Annotated in this window: 21 protein-coding genes and 1 tRNA gene; 10 read left to right on the forward strand and 12 right to left on the reverse strand. The window is 67.1% G+C overall.

What is annotated here, in order from left to right; genetic code table 11:
* Window positions 1-84: 84 nt before the first annotated feature.
* The gene (locus tag F1654_RS10560) at window positions 85-1542 is read left to right on the forward strand and encodes a M20/M25/M40 family metallo-hydrolase (protein ID WP_199200546.1); all 1458 of its coding nucleotides are present in this window, start codon (window positions 85-87) and stop codon (window positions 1540-1542) included.
* Window positions 1543-1550: 8 nt separating this feature from the next.
* Here the strand turns inward: F1654_RS10560 and trxA are convergent, their stop codons facing one another.
* The gene (gene trxA, locus F1654_RS10565) at window positions 1551-2480 is read right to left on the reverse strand and encodes a thioredoxin (protein WP_150023516.1); all 930 of its coding nucleotides are present in this window, start codon (window positions 2478-2480) and stop codon (window positions 1551-1553) included.
* Between the two features lie 72 nt (window positions 2481-2552).
* Entirely contained in the window at window positions 2553-3086 is a 534-nt protein-coding gene (locus F1654_RS10570; protein WP_150023517.1) for a prolyl-tRNA synthetase associated domain-containing protein, read from the reverse strand.
* Window positions 3087-3232: 146 nt separating this feature from the next.
* Here F1654_RS10570 and F1654_RS10575 point away from each other — a divergent pair.
* Window positions 3233-3307, forward strand: a tRNA-Gly gene (locus tag F1654_RS10575).
* Window positions 3308-3452: 145 nt separating this feature from the next.
* Here F1654_RS10575 and eda read toward each other — a convergent pair.
* From eda to zwf, 5 genes are read right to left on the reverse strand one after another with little or no spacing between them, the layout of a single operon-like run.
* Window positions 3453-4082 (reverse strand): bifunctional 4-hydroxy-2-oxoglutarate aldolase/2-dehydro-3-deoxy-phosphogluconate aldolase, encoded by a 630-nt coding sequence (gene eda / locus F1654_RS10580; protein WP_150023518.1) that lies wholly within the window; start codon window positions 4080-4082, stop codon window positions 3453-3455.
* On the reverse strand, window positions 4082-5065 hold the full coding sequence (glk, locus tag F1654_RS10585) for a glucokinase (RefSeq protein WP_150023519.1): 984 nt from the start codon (window positions 5063-5065) through the stop codon (window positions 4082-4084). The genes eda and glk overlap by 1 nt, the downstream gene beginning before the upstream one ends.
* Complete coding sequence (gene edd / locus F1654_RS10590; protein ID WP_150023520.1) at window positions 5062-6918, reverse strand: phosphogluconate dehydratase; 1857 nt, start codon at window positions 6916-6918, stop codon at window positions 5062-5064. The genes glk and edd overlap by 4 nt, the downstream gene beginning before the upstream one ends.
* 13 nt (window positions 6919-6931) lie before the next feature.
* On the reverse strand, window positions 6932-7654 hold the full coding sequence (gene pgl / locus F1654_RS10595; RefSeq protein WP_150023521.1) for a 6-phosphogluconolactonase: 723 nt from the start codon (window positions 7652-7654) through the stop codon (window positions 6932-6934).
* Window positions 7635-9098, reverse strand: coding sequence for a glucose-6-phosphate dehydrogenase (gene zwf / locus F1654_RS10600; RefSeq protein ID WP_150023522.1), 1464 nt, complete (start codon window positions 9096-9098; stop codon window positions 7635-7637). Before zwf ends, pgl begins: the two co-directional genes overlap by 20 nt.
* A 355-nt stretch (window positions 9099-9453) precedes the next feature.
* Between zwf and F1654_RS10605 the strand changes: the two genes are divergently transcribed.
* The 3 genes from F1654_RS10605 to infC all read left to right on the forward strand — a co-directional run bounded on the left by F1654_RS10605 (window position 9454) and on the right by infC (window position 12197).
* Entirely contained in the window at window positions 9454-10566 is a 1113-nt protein-coding gene (locus F1654_RS10605) for a glycosyltransferase family 4 protein (RefSeq protein WP_150023523.1), read from the forward strand.
* 4 nt (window positions 10567-10570) lie between these two features.
* Window positions 10571-11557 (forward strand): glycosyltransferase family 9 protein, encoded by a 987-nt coding sequence (locus F1654_RS10610; RefSeq protein WP_150023524.1) that lies wholly within the window; start codon window positions 10571-10573, stop codon window positions 11555-11557.
* 100 nt (window positions 11558-11657) lie between these two features.
* Window positions 11658-12197 carry a translation initiation factor IF-3 gene (infC, locus tag F1654_RS10615; protein WP_150023698.1) on the forward strand — a complete coding sequence of 180 codons (540 nt, stop codon included), beginning with the start codon at window positions 11658-11660 and terminating at the stop codon, window positions 12195-12197.
* Window positions 12198-12265: 68 nt separating this feature from the next.
* Here the strand turns inward: infC and F1654_RS10620 are convergent, their stop codons facing one another.
* Complete coding sequence (locus F1654_RS10620) at window positions 12266-12670, reverse strand: hypothetical protein (RefSeq protein WP_150023525.1); 405 nt, start codon at window positions 12668-12670, stop codon at window positions 12266-12268.
* Between the two features lie 55 nt (window positions 12671-12725).
* Entirely contained in the window at window positions 12726-12917 is a 192-nt protein-coding gene (locus F1654_RS10625) for a DUF1674 domain-containing protein (RefSeq protein WP_150023526.1), read from the reverse strand.
* A 79-nt stretch (window positions 12918-12996) separates the two neighbouring features.
* Here F1654_RS10625 and htpX point away from each other — a divergent pair, with 79 nt between their 5' ends.
* From htpX to F1654_RS10640, 3 genes are all read left to right on the forward strand, one after another.
* The gene (gene htpX / locus F1654_RS10630) at window positions 12997-13947 is read left to right on the forward strand and encodes a zinc metalloprotease HtpX (protein WP_150023527.1); all 951 of its coding nucleotides are present in this window, start codon (window positions 12997-12999) and stop codon (window positions 13945-13947) included.
* Between the two features lie 83 nt (window positions 13948-14030).
* Window positions 14031-14363, forward strand: coding sequence for a hypothetical protein (locus F1654_RS10635; RefSeq protein ID WP_150023528.1), 333 nt, complete (start codon window positions 14031-14033; stop codon window positions 14361-14363).
* Complete coding sequence (locus tag F1654_RS10640; protein WP_150023529.1) at window positions 14360-15820, forward strand: methyl-accepting chemotaxis protein; 1461 nt, start codon at window positions 14360-14362, stop codon at window positions 15818-15820. Before F1654_RS10635 ends, F1654_RS10640 begins: the two co-directional genes overlap by 4 nt.
* 16 nt (window positions 15821-15836) lie before the next feature.
* On the opposite strand, the gene F1654_RS10645 is transcribed toward F1654_RS10640, so the two are convergent.
* From F1654_RS10645 to F1654_RS10655, 3 genes are all read right to left on the reverse strand, one after another.
* Window positions 15837-16574, reverse strand: coding sequence for a creatininase family protein (locus F1654_RS10645; protein ID WP_150023530.1), 738 nt, complete (start codon window positions 16572-16574; stop codon window positions 15837-15839).
* 284 nt (window positions 16575-16858) lie between these two features.
* Window positions 16859-17251, reverse strand: coding sequence for a helix-turn-helix domain-containing protein (locus tag F1654_RS10650; RefSeq protein ID WP_150023531.1), 393 nt, complete (start codon window positions 17249-17251; stop codon window positions 16859-16861).
* 42 nt (window positions 17252-17293) lie between these two features.
* Window positions 17294-17923, reverse strand: coding sequence for a helix-turn-helix domain-containing protein (locus tag F1654_RS10655; protein ID WP_150023532.1), 630 nt, complete (start codon window positions 17921-17923; stop codon window positions 17294-17296).
* 164 nt (window positions 17924-18087) lie between these two features.
* On the opposite strand from F1654_RS10655, the gene F1654_RS10660 reads away from it, so the two are divergent.
* A complete protein-coding gene (locus F1654_RS10660; protein WP_150023533.1) occupies window positions 18088-18780 on the forward strand; it encodes a Coq4 family protein in 693 nt (230 codons plus the stop codon).
* Complete coding sequence (locus tag F1654_RS10665) at window positions 18777-19211, forward strand: DUF2147 domain-containing protein (protein ID WP_150023534.1); 435 nt, start codon at window positions 18777-18779, stop codon at window positions 19209-19211. The genes F1654_RS10660 and F1654_RS10665 overlap by 4 nt, the downstream gene beginning before the upstream one ends.
* Window positions 19212-19374: the final 163 nt, after the last annotated feature.

The following is a 19374-nucleotide window of genomic DNA, read 5'->3' on the forward strand; positions in this document are numbered from 1 at the left end:
GCCTTGTGCTCCCGTTGCGGGGTTTGCTTGCCCCCGATGTAGCGCCTGAAGGGGAGACTGGCCATGGCGTCGGGATGTGAATGGATGACGAAAGCGGTCATGACGGCGGCACTGGGCGCAGCGCTGGCGGCCTGCGGCGCGCCGGCGGGCCAGGCGCCTGAGCCCATCGCGCTGGACTCAGCAAGCCTCAGCGAGACCGAGCTGGGCGGACGGCTGTCACAGGCCATCACGTTTGAGACTATTTCAGACCGGGAAGACCCGCGCGCCAGCTGGGACGCCTTCGAGGCGTTCCGCGCCTGGCTGGCCGAAACCCATCCCATGATCTTCTCGCGCATGCAGGTGGAGGATCTCGGCCACGGCACGCTCTGGTTCACGCTGGAGGGGCGCAATCGCGGCCTCCGGCCTGCCGTGTTCATCGCCCACCAGGACGTGGTGCCGGTGGAGCCGGGAACCGAAGGCAACTGGATGCATCCGCCCTTTGGCGGGGTCATCGCGAACGGTCAGGTCTGGGGCCGCGGCGCACTGGACATGAAGGGCCATCTGGTCGCGCTGATGGGCGCCATGGAGAGCCTGCTCACAGACGGGTTCGAGCCGGAGCGTACGCTTCATATCGGACTTGGCCATGACGAGGAGGTCGGCGGGCGCGGCGCCCAGTCCATGGCCGCCTGGCTGGAGGCGCGCGGCCAGCGCGCCTGGTTCGTCCTGGACGAGGGCGGCATGATCATCGAGGATTCCCCCTTCACCGGCGGGCCGGTGGCGCTGATCGGCGTGGCCGAGAAGGGCTTCCTGACCGTGGAGGTGACGGCTCGCGCACGCGGCGGGCATTCCTCCACCCCGCCCCAACAGACCTCCATCGCGCTGATGGCCGAGGCCATAGCCCGCATCCAGAACGCCCCCTTCGACATGAGTCTTGAAGGCGGGCCGGGCCGCGAGATGTTCCGCGCCCTGGCGCCCCATATGGGCGGCATGGCCGGCTTCGCCGCCGCCCGTCCGGGCCTGATGGGCTTCCTCATCGAAGGCGAGCTAAAAAAAGAGGACGCCGGGCGCGCCATGCTGGGCACCACCATCGCCCCCACCGTCATCTCGGGTGGTACGGTGATGAATGTCCTGCCCCAGGAGACCCGGCTGCTGGTCAATCTGCGCCTGCATCCGCGCGATACCGGGGAAAGCGCGCTGGCCCATCTGCGCGCCGCCGTGGCCGGGCTGGAGGGCGTCAGCGTGGAGCCCTATGAGGCCTGGTCCGACCCGCCGGGCGTCGCGGCCATGGACGGCCCGGCCTGGGACATTATCGCAGGCGCTGCGGCGAGCGCGGCCGGACCGGAGACTCCCGTGGCGCCCTATCTCATGGTGGCGACCACCGATCTTCGCCATTTTGCGGACGTGGCCGACAATCTCTACCGCTTCATGGCCGCGCGCGTGCACATGGCCGATCTGGACGGCATTCACGGCGACAATGAGCGCATCGCGCTGTCAAACCTGCCGCTGGCGGCGGACTATTTCCGCACCGTCATCCGTGCAGCAGGCGAGGACGCAGAGAGCTGAAACCTGCCCTACGCAAAAAGGATGGATGACAGGCGCCGCCGTCCTGTCTTGGCGAGCTCGGAGGCCGGACCAGCAGCGTCAAAAATGCGCAGGAGAAGTTGACGCGCGGCGGCCTCATTCCAGTCGCGGTCCAGAGTGATGGACGCCAGCAGCGCATCCACGCTGCCGGTCATGTCACCAGCGGCCAGGCGGGCGCGGGCCAGCGAAAACTGGGCTTCGGGATCCTTGGCGGCTTTTCCCGCGCGCGCTTCGGCGGCGGCCAGATCGTCTGCGCCCTCAACCTCTCCGGCGAGTTCCATTGAGGCGCGCACGGACGCCAGGGCGGGATGGGTTTTCTTCGCCTCCGGCGCACTATCCAGAAGCGCTCGCGCCTGATCGGCGTCGCCACTGATCAGGCTGACGCGCGCCAGTCCGGCGATGGCCTCGGCGCTTTCCTTGTCCATCTGCAGGGCCTGGGCGAAGTCCTGGGCGGCGCCGCCCAGATCGCCTTCGGCCAGCGCGGCCTCAGCGCGCGCGATCAGCTCCTCAATGGCGCCTTCGTCCACATCACCGGCCAGGCGAGCGATGAATTGCTTGATCTGGCTTTCCGGCAGCGCGCCCATGAAGCCGTCCACCGGCTGGCCGTTCTGAAAGGCGAATACGGCGGGGATGGACTGGATGCGCAGCTGCCCGGCGATGCCTGGGTTCTCGTCGATATTGATCTTGACCAGCTTCACCGCACCCTTGGCCGCACGCACCGCGGCCTCGATAACCGGGGTGAGCTGGCGGCAGGGGCCGCACCAGGGCGCCCAGAAATCCACCAGCACCGGAACCGTCTTGGACGGCTCGATCACATCGGCCATGAAGCTCTGATCGGTCCCCTCGCGGATGAGGCCGTCGCCGTCTGCGCCAGCCTGGGGCTGGGTCTGGGGCTGTCCGCCCGCGCCGATGATCTCCATGGGGATGCTCCTTGAAAGAGGGCCGTGAATGCTTGCCCCTTAGGTGGCCGCTTGCGGGCAGGCTTGCAAGCCTCAAGCGGCGCCAATCGCGCCAAGATCGCGCACGTCCGTCTCACGGCCCAGCGCACGCACGAAGGTGAGAAGGTCCGCGCTGGAGAGCGCCGTGGTGGCGTCGTTTTTCAGCGGATGGAAGTTCACGATGTCATGGGCCATCAGCGCCTCATCCAGGATGAAGCGCACGCGCTGCTCAGGATCATTGATGATGGCGAAGGCCGTGACCGAGCCCGGCGTGACGCCCAGCGTCTCCTCCAGCAGCTGAGCCGAACCAAAGGACAGGCGCGCGCAGCCAATCGCCTTGTGCAGCTGGTTGAGCGCAATCTCTGTCGATTGCAGCGCACTGATCAGGATGAGGGCGCCCTTCTTGTCCTTCAGGAACAGGTTCTTGGTGTGCCCGCCGGGCATCTCCGCCTTGATCGCCTCGCCCTCGGCCACGGTGAAGACCGGTTCGTGATCCACCGTGCGGTGGGCGATGCCCATCGCGTCCAAAAAGGCCAATAGCTCAGCGCGGGCGACGGGCGGGGCGGGAGGGGTGGGCGGATTGGTCATGGCCCCCGCATTAGCCTTGTCCGGCAAGCGTGCGCAAGCTCTGCGAAACGATTGGGCGCCGGTGATCAGGCGGGCTTGCCAAACCCTCTGCGATGCGCGATATACCCGCCTCCCGGCTCTGGCCGGGCCCTGTCACGCAGGTTTGAGCGGGCGTAGCTCAGGGGTAGAGCATCACCTTGCCAAGGTGAGGGTCGTGAGTTCGAATCTCATCGCCCGCTCCATTTTCCTTCACAAGACCTGATCCCCGTCCGGGGCGCTTACAGTGCGTTGCGTTACGCGCCTTCAAGGCGCTTGCGCTCTCCTTGACGTGCGGGAGCGTCCATCGGGCTGGGCCGCAAACCGGTTGGCGCGTTTGCAATAACAATGTCAGGACTTCATCGCGCTGGCGGCTCGGGCATTGGCCGTGACTAGCTTCCAGTCGCCCGCTGCGATATGGGCGGGCGTGGCGATCCAGGAGCCGCCCACGCACGCCACATTGGGCAGGGCGAGATAATCCGGAGCGCGCGCCTGGCTGATCGAGCCGGTGGGGCAAAAGACCAGATCGGGCAAGGGGCCGTGCAGGGCCTTGAGATAATCAATGCCGCCCGCCGGTTCGGCGGGAAAGAATTTCAGCGCCGCGAACCCCGCCTCGCGCGCGGCCATGGCCTCGCTGGCGCTGGCTACGCCCGGCAGGGATGGCAGGCCGGTCTCTTGCAGCGCGGCGGCGAGCGGGGCAGTCAGGCCCGGGCTGACCAGAAACGCCGCACCGGCGTTCGCGCTGTCTTTAGCGTCCTTGGCTGAGCGGATGGTGCCCATGCCCACAATCAGCTCCGGCGCGGCGTCCTGCATGGCCTTGAGCGCATCAAGGGCGGCGGCTGTGCGTAAGGTCAGCTCCACCACCCTGAGGCCGCCCGCCGCCAGGGCGCGCGCGAGCGGCGCGGCGGTGTTGGCGTCCTCAACGGTCAGGACGGGGATCACACTGGCTGCGCTCAGCAGGGCATGTGTGCTCAAGGTCATTACAAGCCTCCGGTTTCCGCCAGCGCCGCTGCACCCAGCAGAGCGGCCTCATCAGACAGGATCAGGCGCACCGGGATCGCCTCCACATAGCGCGTCATGGGCCCGCGGCGCACCCGGCGCGCCTCGAACGCGCTGGCCTCCAGCAAGGGCCGGATTCGCGGCAGAATCCCCCCCGCCAGCCAGGTGCCGCCGCGTGCGCCGGTAATGACCGATACATCGCCAGCATAAGCGCCAAGGCACGCGCAGAACAGCATCACCACGCGCCCTTCCAGGCTGGCCGGGTCGGCCAGAGCTCCGGCGGTGATCTCCTCGGGCCGCGCGCCAGGCCAGACCCGCCCCTCAATGGCGCACAGGGCGCGGTGGATATTCACCAGCCCCCGGCCGGACAGGATGCGCTCCCAGCTCACAAAGCCGTGCTCGCGCGCAATATAATCACCCACGGCGACCTCTTCGGCCGTGCGCGGGGCGAAGCCGGCATGGCCGCCCTCGGTAGCGATCACGCCATACCCGCCCGGGCGCGGCGCCAGCAGGCCCAGCCCCAGCCCTGTGCCTGGACCCAGCACGGCGACCGGCGCGTCGGGCACGGCTTCTCCTTCATTGAGCACGGCCACATGATCGGGCGGACACAGCGGCGCGCCGCGCGCCTGGGCGGCGAAATCATTGACCGCGATCAGGCCGTTCAACCCCAGCTCGCCAGCCAATGAGCCCGGATCCAGCTTCCATGTCGCGTTGGTCAAACGCATCTTGCCCGGTGCGATGGGCGCGGCGATGGCGAAGCACGCGCGCTGCGGGCGTACGCCGCCGCAGCTTTCCAGGAAGGCCATCGCCGCATCGCGCAGATCTTCAAAATCCTCATTGCGGAAACGCTGTACATGACTAAGCGCAAAGCCGCTTTCGCCCGAGCCCTCCGCCAGGGCGAAACGCGCATTGGTTCCGCCGATATCGGCGGCCAGATACAGGGCGGACGCACGTCTCGTCTTCATGCGTGAACCGGCCCCTGATCCGCGCCCAGGCGCGCGCCATCCAGTTCGGACAGGCACAACCCGCCCTCCTCGGCGCAGGCGGCCAGCTGGCGAAAGCCACTGAACAGCTCGCGCCCAAACCCGTCCTGGCGCGCCTGCGGCGCCTCCGCCGGCTCGCGGCCGGCCCACTCTGCTTCATCGATTTCAAGCTCAAGCACGCCCGCCCCGGCGTCGAGGCGGATGACATCGCCCTCACGCAGCCGGGCCAGTGGTCCGCCTGTCAGCGCCTCGGGCGTCACATGAATGGCGGCGGGCACCTTGCCCGAGGCGCCGGACATGCGCCCGTCGGTCACCAGCGCCACCTTGAAACCCCGGTCCTGCAACACGCCCAGCGCCGGGGTCAGCTTGTGCAGCTCGGGCATGCCGTTGGCGCGCGGGCCCTGGAAACGCACCACCACCACCACATCACGCTCCAGCGCGCCGGATCTGAACGCGTCGAGCATGGCGTCCTGGCTGTCGAAAATGGCGCAGGGCGCAGTGACGGCGCGGTGTTCGGGTTTGACGGCGGAGACCTTGATCACCGCCCGGCCCAGCCGTCCCGACAGGACGCGCAACCCGCCATCCCTGGCCACCGGATTTAAGGCCGGCCGCAGCACATCCAGATCAGCGCTCTCGCGCGGGGGATCACGCCAAATGAGAGCGCTACCATCAAGGCCCGGCTCTTGGGCGAACTGGTCCAGAGCGTCCGCGCCCAGGGTCAGGACATCCCGATGCAGAAGACCCGCATCCATCAGTTCGCGGATCAGGAAGGCGAGCCCGCCCGCGGCGTGGAAGTGGTTCACGTCCGCCGGGCCGTTGGGATAGATTTTCGCCAGAAGCGGCGTGACCTGGGACAGGGCGTCGAAATCATCCCAGTTGATGATCAGACCCGCCGCCCGCGCTATGGCGGGCAGGTGCAGGGCGTGATTGGTCGACCCGCCCGTGGCGTGCAGGCCGACAATGGCGTTGACGATGGCGCGCGCATCCACCGCCTGTCCCAGCGGGCGATAGTCGCGCCCGAGCGCGGTGATGGCCGCGGCGCGCCGGGCCGTCGCATCGATCATGGCGTCGCGCAGTGGCGTGCCCGGCGGGATAAAGGCGCTGCCCGGCACGTGCAGACCCATGATCTCCATCAGCATCTGGTTGGAATTGGCCGTCCCGTAGAAGGTGCAGGTGCCCGGGCTGTGATAGCTCGCGCTTTCCGCATCCAGCAGCGCCGCCCGGTCCGCCTTGCCTTCCGCATAAAGCTGGCGGATGCGCGCCTTTTCCGGATTGGGCAGGCCCGAAGGCATGGGTCCGGCGGGCAGGAACAGCACCGGCAGATGGCCAAAGCGCAGCGCGCCGATCAGCAGGCCCGGCACGATCTTGTCGCATGTGCCCAGGCAGATCGCCGCGTCAAACATGTTGTGAGACAGCGAGACAGCGGTCGCCATGGCGATGACGTCGCGCGAGAACAGCGACAGCTCCATGCCCGGCTGGCCTTGCGTAACCCCGTCGCACATGGCCGGCGTCCCGCCGGCCACCTGGCCCGTGGCGCGCACGGCGCGCAGGGCCGCCTTGATCCTGGCCGGATAGGTTTCCATCGGCTGATGGGCCGAGAGCATGTCATTGAATGCGCTGACAATACCCACATTGGGCCAGACCATGTCCTTGAGCGCAGGCTTGTCCTCACCCGACGCGGCGAAGCCGTGAGCGAGATTGCCGCAGGAGAGTATCTTTCGCTGGGGGCCATCGGCGCTGGCGCGCGCGATCATGTCCAGATAGGCCGCGCGGGTCTCGCGCGAGCGCGCCTCGATGCGCGCTGTAACTTCGGCAAGGACAGGATGAAGGGTCATGGACGGCCTCCTTTCAGGGCCACCAGCTGATCGTCAGGGGCAGGTGCTGATCCTGCAGGAGCGCGCGCACGGGCATGTCCGCCACAGGGCCGTGCGCCAGCGCCGCCTCCAGCGCCGCGCGCTTGGACGCGCCGCTGGTCAGGAGATCCGCCCGCCGCACGCCGTTCAGCGCGGCGCGCGTCAGGGTCATGCGCTGTGTGTGCACGCCGGTTACGGCGGAGGCATGCGCGGTGATGGCGCAGGCCAGCGGCCCCTTCGCATTAAGCGCCTGATCCAGCCCCTGCGCATGGGGAAACCAGGACAGGCTGTGGCCGTCATCGCCCATGCCCAGCACCACCGCATCAAACGGGCGCGGGAGCGCCGAAAGCCGGGCATTGATCGCGTCCGCGCCCGCCTGCGGCCCATCATGGGCGCTCTTCAGGCCTGTCAGGCGCGCGCTTGCGGCCCTGTCATGCAACAGGGTCTCGCGGATGAACGTCTCGTTGGACCCCGCCTCGCCCGGGTCCACCCAGCGCTCATCAGCCAGCACGACATGGATACGCGCCCAATCCAGATCGATCCCTGACAGCGCCTGATAGACCGGGCGCGGGGTTGAACCGCCAGACGCGGCGAACACCGCCACGTCCCGCTCGCGCAAACCCGCCTCCAGCGCCGCCGCGATATCGTGCGCCACACTGTCCGCCGCACTGGCGGCGCTGCTAAATTCCCGCAACCGCTCAGCTTTCATGGCCGTCATACCAGTCGCGTCCGTCACGGGCCATGAGCTGCAGGGCCTGGGGCGGGCCGTCCGTGCCGGCGGGATAGGGATGCAGCGCCAGCCCCGCTTCGCGCCAGGCCGCGATCACGGCGTCGGTCCAGCGCCAGGCCGCCTCCACCTCGTCGCGGCGCATGAACAGGGCGAGATTGCCGCGCACCACCGCCATCAAGAGGCGCTCATAGGCGTCCGGATAATCCGCCTCGAACGCCTCGGCATAGCTGAGGTTCAGGGGCACATAGCGCAGCCGCATCCCGCCCGGACCGGGATCCTTGGTCATGAGCATGAGCTTCACGCCCTCATCGGGCTGCAGCCGGATGACCAGACGGTTGGGCTGCAAACGGCCCGCATCGGCCTGGATCACGTCATGGGGCACGGGCTTGAACTGGATCACGATCTCCGAACGCCGCGTCGCCATGCGTTTGCCGGTGCGCAAATAGAAGGGCACGCCTGACCAGCGCCAGTTGTCGATATCGGCCCTAAGCGCCACAAAGGTCTCGGTGCGCGTGGCCTCGCCTACCTCTTCGCCATAGCCCTCCACCGCCTCCTGGCCGATCAGACCCGCCCCGTACTGGCCGCGCACAATGCCGGTCCTGGCCTCATCGGGTCCGATCAGGCGCAGGGCGCGCAGGACTTTGAGCTTTTCGGCGCGCACCGCATCGCCCTCCAGGCTCGCCGGCGGCTCCATGGCCACCAGGCACAACAGCTGGAGGAGATGGTTCTGCACCATGTCGCGCAAGGCGCCCGCCCGGTCGTAATAGGCCGCCCGCTTGCCCGCGCCCAGGGTCTCGGCCACGGTGATCTGGACATGGTCCACCCCGGCCGCATTCCACACCGGCTCGAACAGCATGTTGGCGAAACGCAGCACCAGAAGATTCTGGACCGTCTCCTTGCCCAGATAATGGTCGATGCGGAAAATCGCATCCTCGTCAAAGGCCTGGCCTACGGCCTCATTGATGAGGCGCGCGGAATGGAAATCATGCCCGATGGGCTTTTCCAGTACGATCCGGCTGCCTGGCGTGTTCAGCCCATGGGCCGCGATCGCCGCACACACCGAACCGTAAATCGAAGGCGGCAGGGCCAGATAGAACAGGCGCGCCTTGCTGGCCTGCGGGTCCAGCGCCGATTTGAGCGCGCCCCAGCCCGGCGCCTCGCCTTTGGCGTCGACAGGCGTATAGCTCACCCGTTCGCAAAAGGCGCTCCATTTGTCCTCACCCTTGGCGCCATTGATGAATTCGCGCGCGCGCTCAAGGAATTCCTCTGTGGTCATGTCCTCGCGTGCGGCCGCCAGAATGCGCGAGGTCTGCGGGATCTGCCCGTCGCACCAGCGGTGAAACAGGGCGGGCAAAATCTTGCGCCGCGCCAGATCGCCCGTGGCGCCGAACACGATCATGTCAAAGGGCTGGACCGGAACCAGTTCGGCCATGGGGCGGCGCTCCTACCACACTACGGCGCTTAAGGCCGGTCAGGATGGCGATCATAGCCACAGATGCACGATTGAAAACCGCCCAGCCGTCGCCCGCTGCGCACACATGCACGCGCCAGCCCCTGGCGGGCACGGCCTGACTGCCGCTGACGGCGCCGAAAACCCCGATTCTAGCAACAAGGCGCCGACGGAGCTGCGTCTTGCAGACGCCCTGGATGAACGGCGCGCCGGAAGTGGCGGCGGTGCAGCTGCGCCAGGCCGGAAGGCGTCCCCCGCACACGCACGGTTGGCGCTGGCGTGTGATGGGTTTAGATGACGCGGGGCTGCGCGCAGGCGGCCAGGCGGACGCAAGTGCATGGTGATCCTTCAGCTCATCCCTGAACTTGATGCGGGCGGCGCGGAGCGCACCACGATCGAGATGGCGGAAGCCGTCACGCGCGCCGGCGGGCGCTGCCTGGTGGCGAGCTGCGGCGGGCGCCTGGAGAGCGCGCTGCTAGAGGCGGGTGGCGAGCTGATCCGTCTGGACATGAAATCGAAAAATCCCGTCACCCTCTGGCGCAACGCCGCCCGGCTGGCCAGGCTGATCGAGGCTGAGGGCGTCCAGATCGTCCACGCCCGCTCGCGCGCCCCGGCCTGGAGCGGCCGCTGGGCGGCCCGGCGCACAGGCGCAGCTTTCGTCACCACCTATCACGGGACCTACTCGGCCCGCACCGGCCTCAAGCGCGTGTATAACGCGGTGATGGCCTCCGGCGACCGGGTGATCGCCAACTCGTACTTCATCGCAGACCATGTGCGCGCCGAACACGGCGTCGGTGAAGACCGTCTGCGGGTGATTCCGCGCGGGGTGGATCTCGATGTGTTCGACCCGGCCGCCGTGGCGCCCGAGCGCGTGGCGGCGATGCGCGCGCGCTGGGGCGCAAGTCCGGGCGAGGCGGTGGTGCTTCTGCCAGGACGGCTGACGCGCTGGAAAGGCCAGGCCTTCCTGATTGAGGCGCTGGCTGGCTGGCCGTCCACGATCCGGCTTGTGTGCGCAGGCGACGCCCAGGGGCGCGGCGCGTATGAGGACGCCCTCAAAGCAGCGGCGGAAGCGGCGGGCGTGACCCTGGTCCTGCCCGGTCATGAAAGCGATATGGCCGCCGCGTACATGGCGGCCGATCTGGTCGTCTGCCCCTCGCTGGAGCCTGAAGCCTTCGGGCGCACGGCGGCCGAGGCCATGGCCATGGGCGCGCCGGTGATCGCGTCTGACCATGGCGGCGCGCGCGAGGTGGTGGCCGAGGGCGAGACGGGCTGGCGCGCTGCGCCGGGCGATGCTGAGGCCTGGCGCAATGCCATTGCAGCAGCGCTGGCGCTTGATTCCCAGGCGCGCGCGGCGCTGGCCGGACGGGGCCGGGCGCGGGCCGCCGCACTGTTTTCAAAGCAGGCGCTGCAAGAGTCCACCTTGCAGGTCTATCGTGAACTTCTAGAGTAGCGCCATGAATGGCTCCGATGCAGACAAGCAGCAGGTTCTCGTCCTGCACGATGGCGACCTGACCAGCGTGGTGCGCATGCTGGCGGCCGCGCGCCTGATCCGCAGCCATCACCGCACGGCGCGCATCACCCTGCTCACCGGCCCCGATTTCGAGAGCCTGTTGAAATACTGTCCGTATTTCAATGCGGTGGAGACCGGGATTTCGGATACGGCCAGGAAAAATTTCTTCGACCGATTGAAGGCGGCGCGCAATTCAGGCTTCGACATTGTCTATGATCTCGGCGCCGGATCGGCCTCGAACAAGATTCGCGCCGCCATGCGATTTGCACGCACGCGCTGGGTCGAGGCGGTCTCCAATCCCAAGGCGCCGGGCCATCCCCTCGACCAGATCGCCGACCAGCTGGGCGCCGCCGGGCTATGCCGGGTAGGCCATGCACTGGGCGAGGCGCCGGGACCTGAGCTGGACTGGGTGGATTTCGTCGCCAAGCGATCGCGCACGCTGGACCCGGCCTATTTCGGCCTGCAGGAGCGCTACGCCCTGTTTTGTCCGGCAGGAGATGACAGCCCGCCCGCCCAGCGCTGGCCGAAGGAACGCTGGGCCTCGCTGGCTCATGAACTGCGTCAGAAAGGCGTGGAGCCGGTGATTGTGGGCGGTCCCTCCACCCGCGAGCTGGGGCGATATATCGCCCACATCACCCCCGGCGCGCGCGATCTTACGGGCCGGGCCAATCTGATCCAGCTGGCCGGGCTCGGCCGTCAGGCCCAGTGCGCCTTCGGCGAGGACGTCGCCCTGCTGCATATGATCGTGGCGGCGGGCTCGCCTGCGGTGATGTTCCATCCCGGCGACAACGCGCCGATTTACAGCGCGCCGCGCGGGTCTGCGCCCACGCTTCTCATGCATGCGCCGACCCTGGCCCAGATCAGCCCGTCCGAAGCTGTTCAGGCCATGCGCTGCGCAGGCGGCTTCGCCGGCGCCAGCGTGGCGGCGTGAACGCCTTGCATTTCCATACGTCATCGCGATATTCGCTACCCGAAGCCCGCGCGAGTCTGTATTCTCGCGGTCCGTTTTGCAGCTGTCATGGAGAAGACGCATAGCTCGACGTCCACACGCCGCGCCGCCGCCCAAAAAAGAGGGCCCGCGCATCAATGGGGAAATCCGCGTACCGCGGGTGCTCCTGATCGATGAATCTGGCGAGAAGCAGGGAATTGTACCCATCGATGCGGCGCTTGAAGCCGCCGCGGAGGCCGGGCTTGACCTGGTCGAGGTATCGCCCAACGCCGATCCGCCTGTCTGCAAGATCGTCGATTATGGCAAGCTGAAATTCCAGGAACAGAAAAAGAAGGCCGAGGCCCGCAAGAAGCAGAAGACGCAGGATGTCAAAGAGATCAAACTGCGTCCGAACATCGATGTGCATGACTATCAGGTCAAGGCGCGCGCGATGGCCCGCTTCTTCGAGGACGGCGACAAGGTGAAAGTCACCTTGCGCTTCCGCGGTCGGGAAATGGCGCACCAGGACCGGGGCATGGATGTCATGAACCGGGTCAAGGCCGATTTCGCCGAGACCGCCAAGGTGGAGTTCGAGCCCAAGCTCGAAGGCCGCCAGATGGTGATGATCCTGGCGCCGCGCTAGAGATTAGCTCGACGCCTGAACTCTACGGCCCGGCGCCCTGCCGGGCCGTTTTGTTTGGAGAATGGCCGTTAAGGCGTCCCGCCCTGCCCCAGCCCGCGCGCGGCGGCGGCCTGTCCGGCGGAGACGGGCGCATGGCGCGCACCGTGGATCACATAGCCGTGGCGGACCCAATAGACCTGAACGGGCGGACGCTCGACCCCGCCGGTTAGCGGACTTTGGAAGAAACCGGGCGAGAGTTGCACTGCGCGCGATGCGGCGTGGGACGCAGCGGCGTGATCAGGCCTGCCCTGGATGCCCCATGGCGTCTCTGTGCGCGTCACGGTGCGCGTATCTGCGCCAGAGACAGCGCGTGCGACCGAGCGGGGCTCATGATTATAGGGTGCGGGACCCGCGCCAGCCGGCACCGGCGCGCCTGACAGGCCCGGATCGAGGCTGAGCGCCGCGGCGCTGGCGATGAGGATCACAAGGCTCATGTGTGCCAGTATAGCACACCCGCGCGGCCTCGCGAGCTCAAACCATAGTTAACGCTCAGAAATCATACGCAATGCCCTTTTTCTCCCAGTCCCCGTAACGGGTGGGTTCGGGGCCCTTCGGTCCGCCCAGCTCGCGCTGGCGCGCCTGTTCCTCACGTTCAGCCTGACGGCGCGCCTCCGCCTCGGCCAGAGCGCGTTCCGCCTCCGGGCTCAGCGGTTTGCGCTTGTCTGCGTCCATCTCGCTCATCGCTTGCAGTTTCCTTGACCAGCGACCAGATACATAGGCGGACAGGCCGGGGCGGCCAAGTTTGCAGATGGAAACGGACATGACGGGTAATGGTTTGAGGACCTTCATGCTGCTGGCGGCGCTGACCGCGCTGTTCATGGGCGTGGGCTATCTGATCGGCGGTCCGGGCGGCGCGATGCTGGCGCTGGGCCTGGCCGCGGCGATGAATGTGTTCGCCTTCTGGAACGCCGACAAGCTGATGCTGCGCATGCATGGCGCGCGCGAAATACTGCCTGATGAACGCGATCCGCGCCTGTATCAGTTTGCGTCCGACACCGCACGCATGGCTGAAGGGGCGGGCATGCCGGTCCCGCGCATCTACGTCATCGACAATCCTCAACCCAATGCTTTCGCCACGGGCCGCGATCCCAACAACGCCGCCGTGGCCGCCACAACGGGCCTGCTGGCCCAGCTCAACCGCGAAGAGGTGATGGGCGTGATGGCCCACGAACTCGCCCATGTGCGCACGCGCGACACGCTGACCATGACGGTCACGGCCACCATCGCAGGCGCCATCGGCTTCCTGGCCAATTTCGCACTGTTCTTCGGCGGCCGCGAGCGCGGCGGGCTGATCGCGGCGCTGGCGCTGGCTATCCTGGCGCCGATCGCAGCCAGCCTGGTGCAGATGGCTATCTCGCGTGCGCGCGAATATGAGGCCGACCGCATCGGGGCGGAGATTTGCGGCAATCCCCAATGGCTGGCCAGCGCGCTGGAGAAGATCGAGCGCGGCGCGCGGCGCACGATCAATCCCAGCGCCGAGCGCAATCCGGCCACCGCCCACATGTTCATCATCAATCCCCTAAACGGCCAGGGGGCGGACAATCTGTTCTCCACCCACCCGGCGACGGCCAACCGCATTGCGCGCCTGCGTGAGATGGGCGGCGCGGCGCCCACCCCGCCCGCCGGCCCCTGGGGCCATCACGGCGCCTGGGGCGGGGCCATGGAGGACGAAGACGCCCGCGGCGGCAGATTTGGCGGACCCTGGGGTTGAAACACCTGTGAATATCCCATACCGGACATTAACCATGGCCGGGTTAGCTCTGGCGTGTTGTCACACACGCATCAGAGGGGCCCATGGCCGCACCGGCCGTTTCCATCATCTGTTTGGGCGCCTGCCTCACCCTCAGCGCCGCCCTGCCGGTGACGGGCGCCGCCCTAGGCGCGCCTGAGACCGGCCAGGCCGCTGTCCTGTTCAACCCGTCCGCCACGCCCAGCCAGCTCGCCCTGGCCGCCGCCAGCGCGGGCGTTGAGATCGTGCGTTTCGGTGGCGCGCCGGGAACCCTCATCGTCCATATCGATCAACCTGGCGGCCATGACGCGCTACGCCGCGCCGGCGCCTGGCTGATCGCTGATCCCGTCATTCTGGGCGGATGCGCCGTCCAGCCGATTAAGGAGTCTCGCTCATGAGCCGCCTTGAGACTGTCCGCACGAACGCCCTGAAAGTGCTGTTCGCGACCTTGTGCGCCCTCACCGTCCTCTATCTGGGCGCCGGGCTGATGATCGATACGGGCCGCGCGCTTACGGGCACGGTCTTCATGGCCGCCATTGTGGCCCTGGCGGGCCTGTCCTGGCGGGCCGCGCCAGGGACCTGGACCACGCGCGCCGTGTTTGGCGCAGCCATGATGGGTTTCCCGGCCGCGCTCACCTATCTGATGAGCGGCCATCCCTGGCAGATCGACATGCACATGACCTTCTTCGCTGCGCTGGCGGCGGTCACCGTGCTTGTGGACTGGCGCGCCCTGATCGCTGCGGCGGGCGCTGCGGCGCTGCATCACCTGACCTTGAATTTCGCCCTGCCCGCAGCCGTCTTCCCAGATGGCGGCGATTTCTCCCGCGTGGTGTTCCACGCCGTGGTGGTGATCGCCCAGACGGGCCTTCTGATCTGGCTCGCCCACGGCGTGGCGCGCGCGCTCAGCGAAGCGGACGATGCGCTTACCCTGGCCAACGCCGCCAAGGGCGAAGCCGATGAGCTGCTCCAGACCGACCGTATCCGCCAGGCCGAGATCACCCGCTCGCGCGAGACCATCGCCACGGTGTCCGGCGAGTTTGAACAGAGCGTCAGCCGTGTTCTGGAAGATTTGCAGACCGCCTCCGCCCAGCTGTCGGGGCTCGCAGGAGAGCTGCGCACGGATGCCGGAGCCACGCGCGCAAGCGCCGAGGGCGCAGCCGGTCAGGCGCGTGAAACCAGCGGACATGTGGAGGCCGTCGCCTCCGCCGCCCAGGAACTGGCCGCCTCAATCGCCGAGGTCACCCGCACGCTGGGCTCCGCCGATGAAATCTCCGTGCGCGCTGAAGGTGAAGCGGGTCGCGCAGGCGGCTCCATGGAAGAGCTGCACAACGCCGCGCGCGAGATCGAGGACATCGCCGGGCTGGTCAGCGATATCGCCGAACAGACCAATCTTCTGGCCCTGAACGCCACCATTGAGGCGGCGCGCGCCGGCGAGGCCGGCAAGGGGTTCGCCGTGGTGGCCAGCGAGGTCAAGCAGCTGGCGGTCCAGACCGCCAAGGCCACAGGTGATATCCGCAGCAAGATCGAGGCGATGCGCGCCGCCGCCGATGCAGCCACCAGCGCCCTGACCCAGATCGCCAGCACCATCTCCGACATCCGCGAGGCGTCGTCCAGCGCGCGCAATGCGTTCGCCGAGCAGTCCAGCGCCACCGATGAGATCGCCCGCCTGGCCGCCGATGCAGCCGGGTCCACGGCGCGGGTGGGTGAGGAAGCCAGCGCGGTCACTGGCGCGGCAGCGCGCGCCGATGAGGCAGCAGCGCGCTTTGACGACGCTTCGCGTGAACTGGCCGCCGCTGCGGCGCGCCTGGGGGAGGAACTGAGCGTGTTCCGGCGCAAACTGAGTGAAGCCGCCTAGCAGCCGCTTTCAGGGTCTAGCTCTTGAAGAAGGCTTCCGCGTCGCGCGCCAGAGCCTCGCGGGCCGCCGCCACGATGGCGGCGCCTTTTTCCGGCGTCGCCTGGGACGGATCAGAGCCGATGCGCCCGTCGGGAAAATTGCGCCGGTAATCCGCCGCGTCTGTGAACGAGCCTTGGGGGGCGATTTTCGGGCTCATGGCCACGTCCTTCACCGCGTGCGGATAGGCGTAATAGGTCACCGCCACTTCCGACGCCGTGGCGTGGCTGCCATCGCCCACGGGGAAGATGGATTTGCACACATCCATCACGCCCGGCAGCTCCCACCAGTTCATCTGGCGCAGCTTGTAGGGACAGGCGTCCCCGTCCATGGACCAGGCCGCATAGCTTTCGGCGAACGCCGCAGCGATGGTGGCGATATTGCCGCCATGGCCGTTGATGAAATAGATGCGCCGGAAGCCGTGGCGCACCAGCGAGTCGATCCAGTCATTGATCGCCGCGATCATGGTGGACGGACGCAGCGTCATCGAACCGGCAAAGCCCAGATGATGCTGGGCGACGCCCACATTGAAGGTCGGCCCCACCAGGAAGCCGGCCGCCTCGCCCGCCTCGCGCGCGATCACTTCAGGGCAGATGGCGTCGGTGCCGACCAGCCCGTTGGGGCCGTGCTGCTCGAATGAGCCGATGGGAATGACAATGCCTTTAGAGGTCTTGAGATAGGCCTCGACCTCGGGCCAGGACGCCGTTTGAAGCTGCATGGCGATCCCCTTCACGCTGGGACGGACAATGCGCGCGACAGGACAACAGCTTGGCCTCCAGCGCAAGCAGGCTTTTCACCGGGCAAGGCGGTTTGCGGGGCAGGCTGTATGCCGGCGGCCCTCCTCCATTGCGGCGCCCTGGGCGAAAGTGGGGCGCAGAGGGACACAAGCTGGCGTATCCCGCCATGCACCCATTCAGACTCCGGGCGATCGCCGGACTTAGGCTTGCGGGCTGGCGCCCCGCTTTGAAAAGCTCAGCTTAGAAACGCTATAAAGGAGTGTGCTCAGGATGCCGACTGGCCAAGGGCGCGCGCCAAGCCGATGAGCTGCCGGCGCACTGCGGGACTGTCGATTGCAAGAAACGCCCGGGCGATGTCCACCCCGTCCCGTGTTTCAAGGAGCTTGCGTAACGTGGCGTCATCGGGACTGTCTTTGGATGGGCGCCTGATCAGCCCTTCGTAAAAAAATGCAACCTCTACATCGAGGATTCCGGCGAGCTCGAAGAGACGGCCAGCGCCAATGCGATTGCGCCCATTTTCGTATTTCTGCACTTGCCGGAAGGTGACGCCCAAGGCTTCGGCAAGGTTCTGCTGAGACAAGGACAGCATATTTCTACGGAGCTTGAGCCGGCGCCCCACATACTGATCGATATAGCTTGGGGCCTGGCGCACTGGCATGGTTTGACATCTCTGTGAGTGGCGGCTGGAGCCTTTCAAGAATCACTCTTTTGCGGCTGAGCCCGCTCTTGGAGGCTGAACCAGGAAATGCGGCAACAGATCCGCAACAATTCTGCGTCCCGCGCCTTCCGGCTGCTCCAGAATCTCGCCCAGAGGACGACCAATCAACGCATCACCGGTGGCGCTAATGGCGATGAACAGCACCGCCGAGCGAATGCGGTCCCTGGCCAGCCCGTCAGCATCGCCCAGTTTCTCCTGGATCGCCTCGACCAGATCCTGCACGGCCGCTTCGACGGGCTGAAGGTGGGACAACTCGCCTGATGAGACGATCCATGCTGCGAGCCGGGCTGCGCCGCCTTCGTCAAAAGCTTCAAAAACAGTGCTGACAATATCCAGCGGAGCGCCCTGGTCAGTGCGCAGCCGCATGATCATCTGATCGAGCGTGTCGGTGAGATCGGCGACCATCGAAGCCATCACGGCCGATCTCAGTCCCGCTGCAGAGCCGAAATGGTAGATGAGATTGGCATGGGTCATGCCGATTTCAGCGCCAATCGCGGCCAGGGTCACCGCCTCCGGACCCTTTGACAGCAAGAGCGATCTCGCCGACGCGATGCTTTCATCCCGCGCCTGCTCCGGGGTGCGGCGGCGTCTTGGAGTTTGTACGTCGCTCATGTATTGACATTCCTGTAAATTACAGCCATGTAGACAGCCTCATCGGTACGAGCAGCTTGGGAGTCGTTCAAGTGCCAGCCAATACTCTAGTCGAAGATAATTCTGTGTGTGAGGAGCGCCCTCCTGCCTCTGCGGTATCCCGGCGCGTGCAGCCTTTACGTGCAATGCGGGCGCTCCGCCGCCTGATTGCCGATCAGGAGGACACCTTCCAGGTGTTCGAGATCATGAACGCGCTGGCCGGGCGGTCCATCGATCGTGGCTATGCCCGCCTTCTGGACACGCCGCAGGGCGGGCGTCAGGCCTTCCTTCAGATCGAGCTGTCTGAACGGCTGAGCGACCGGGCCTGGCTGGAGACCATGCCTGCAGGCAGCGTCGGCGCGGCCTATCTTGATTTCATGGGCGAGCGCGGCTTCACAGCGGACGGCCTCGCCGGAGAAAGCGCGAAAGTCGCCGACACCGAAATCGACGCCGCCCACCCCCGCGCCTGGTATGCGCGCCGCCTCAGGGACGTCCATGATGTCTGGCACGTGCTGACCGGGTACGGCACGGACGCCTTGGGAGAGGCCTGCGTGGTGGCGTTCTCGCTGCCCCAGACCCGCAGCGCTGGTTTCGGTCTGATCGCGGCGGGGGCGGGCGTTCAGTTCGCGCGGGCGCGCACAGGCTATCCTTGCGCGCGGGCGATCCTGCGTGCGTGGCGGGACGGCCGGCGGGCCGCCTGGCTGCCAGGTGAGGATTACGAGGCGATGATGTCCGAGCCACTGGATGCGGTGCGCACGCGGCTGCGCATCCCGCGCCCCGTACTTTATGAGCAAGTGCCTGCCGCGGTTCGCGACGGGTATCTGGGAGGCGGGAGATGAAGCGGGCGCTGATCCTCGCCAGCCTGGCGATGCTCCAGGGACCTGCAGCGGCGCTCGCGGGGACTGCCTCTGTTCCCGCCCCTGCCGGAATCTGGCTGACGCCCGCTGGCGGCGCCGTGGAGATTTCCGCCTGCGGCGAAGCCCTGTGCGGCCAGCTGATCGATGCGCAGGCGCTGCAGGATGATCCGGATCTGCGTGATGAGAACAACCGCGATCCTGCGCTGAGGTCGAGGCCGTTGCGCGGCGTAGACGTGCTCAACGGTTTCACCGGCGGACCGCAAACATGGACGGGCGGCGCGCTCTATGACCCTGAATCCGGCCGCGCAGCGGGACGCGGGCGGCTGACGCTGGCCGATGCGGACACGCTCGAGGTCCGCGGCTGCATCGCCCCCCTGCTATGCCAGACCCAAACCTGGACGCGCCGGAAGTGAGGCTCCGGCCTGCTCCGCCAAAACCCGCGCCGCCGCACGCTTATTGAACAGGACACCGTCCGCTATAGCGCCTTCGCGCGCATTGCATTCATGCGCTCCTTGCCCGTGTGAACGAGAAGCGGATCAGCGCTACTGACTACGTTGTAAGCAAGATATTCCTTGC

Origin of the sequence: Alkalicaulis satelles (assembly GCF_008630495.1) — a bacterium.
Taxonomy (GTDB): Bacteria; Pseudomonadota; Alphaproteobacteria; order Caulobacterales; family Maricaulaceae; genus Oceanicaulis; species Oceanicaulis satelles.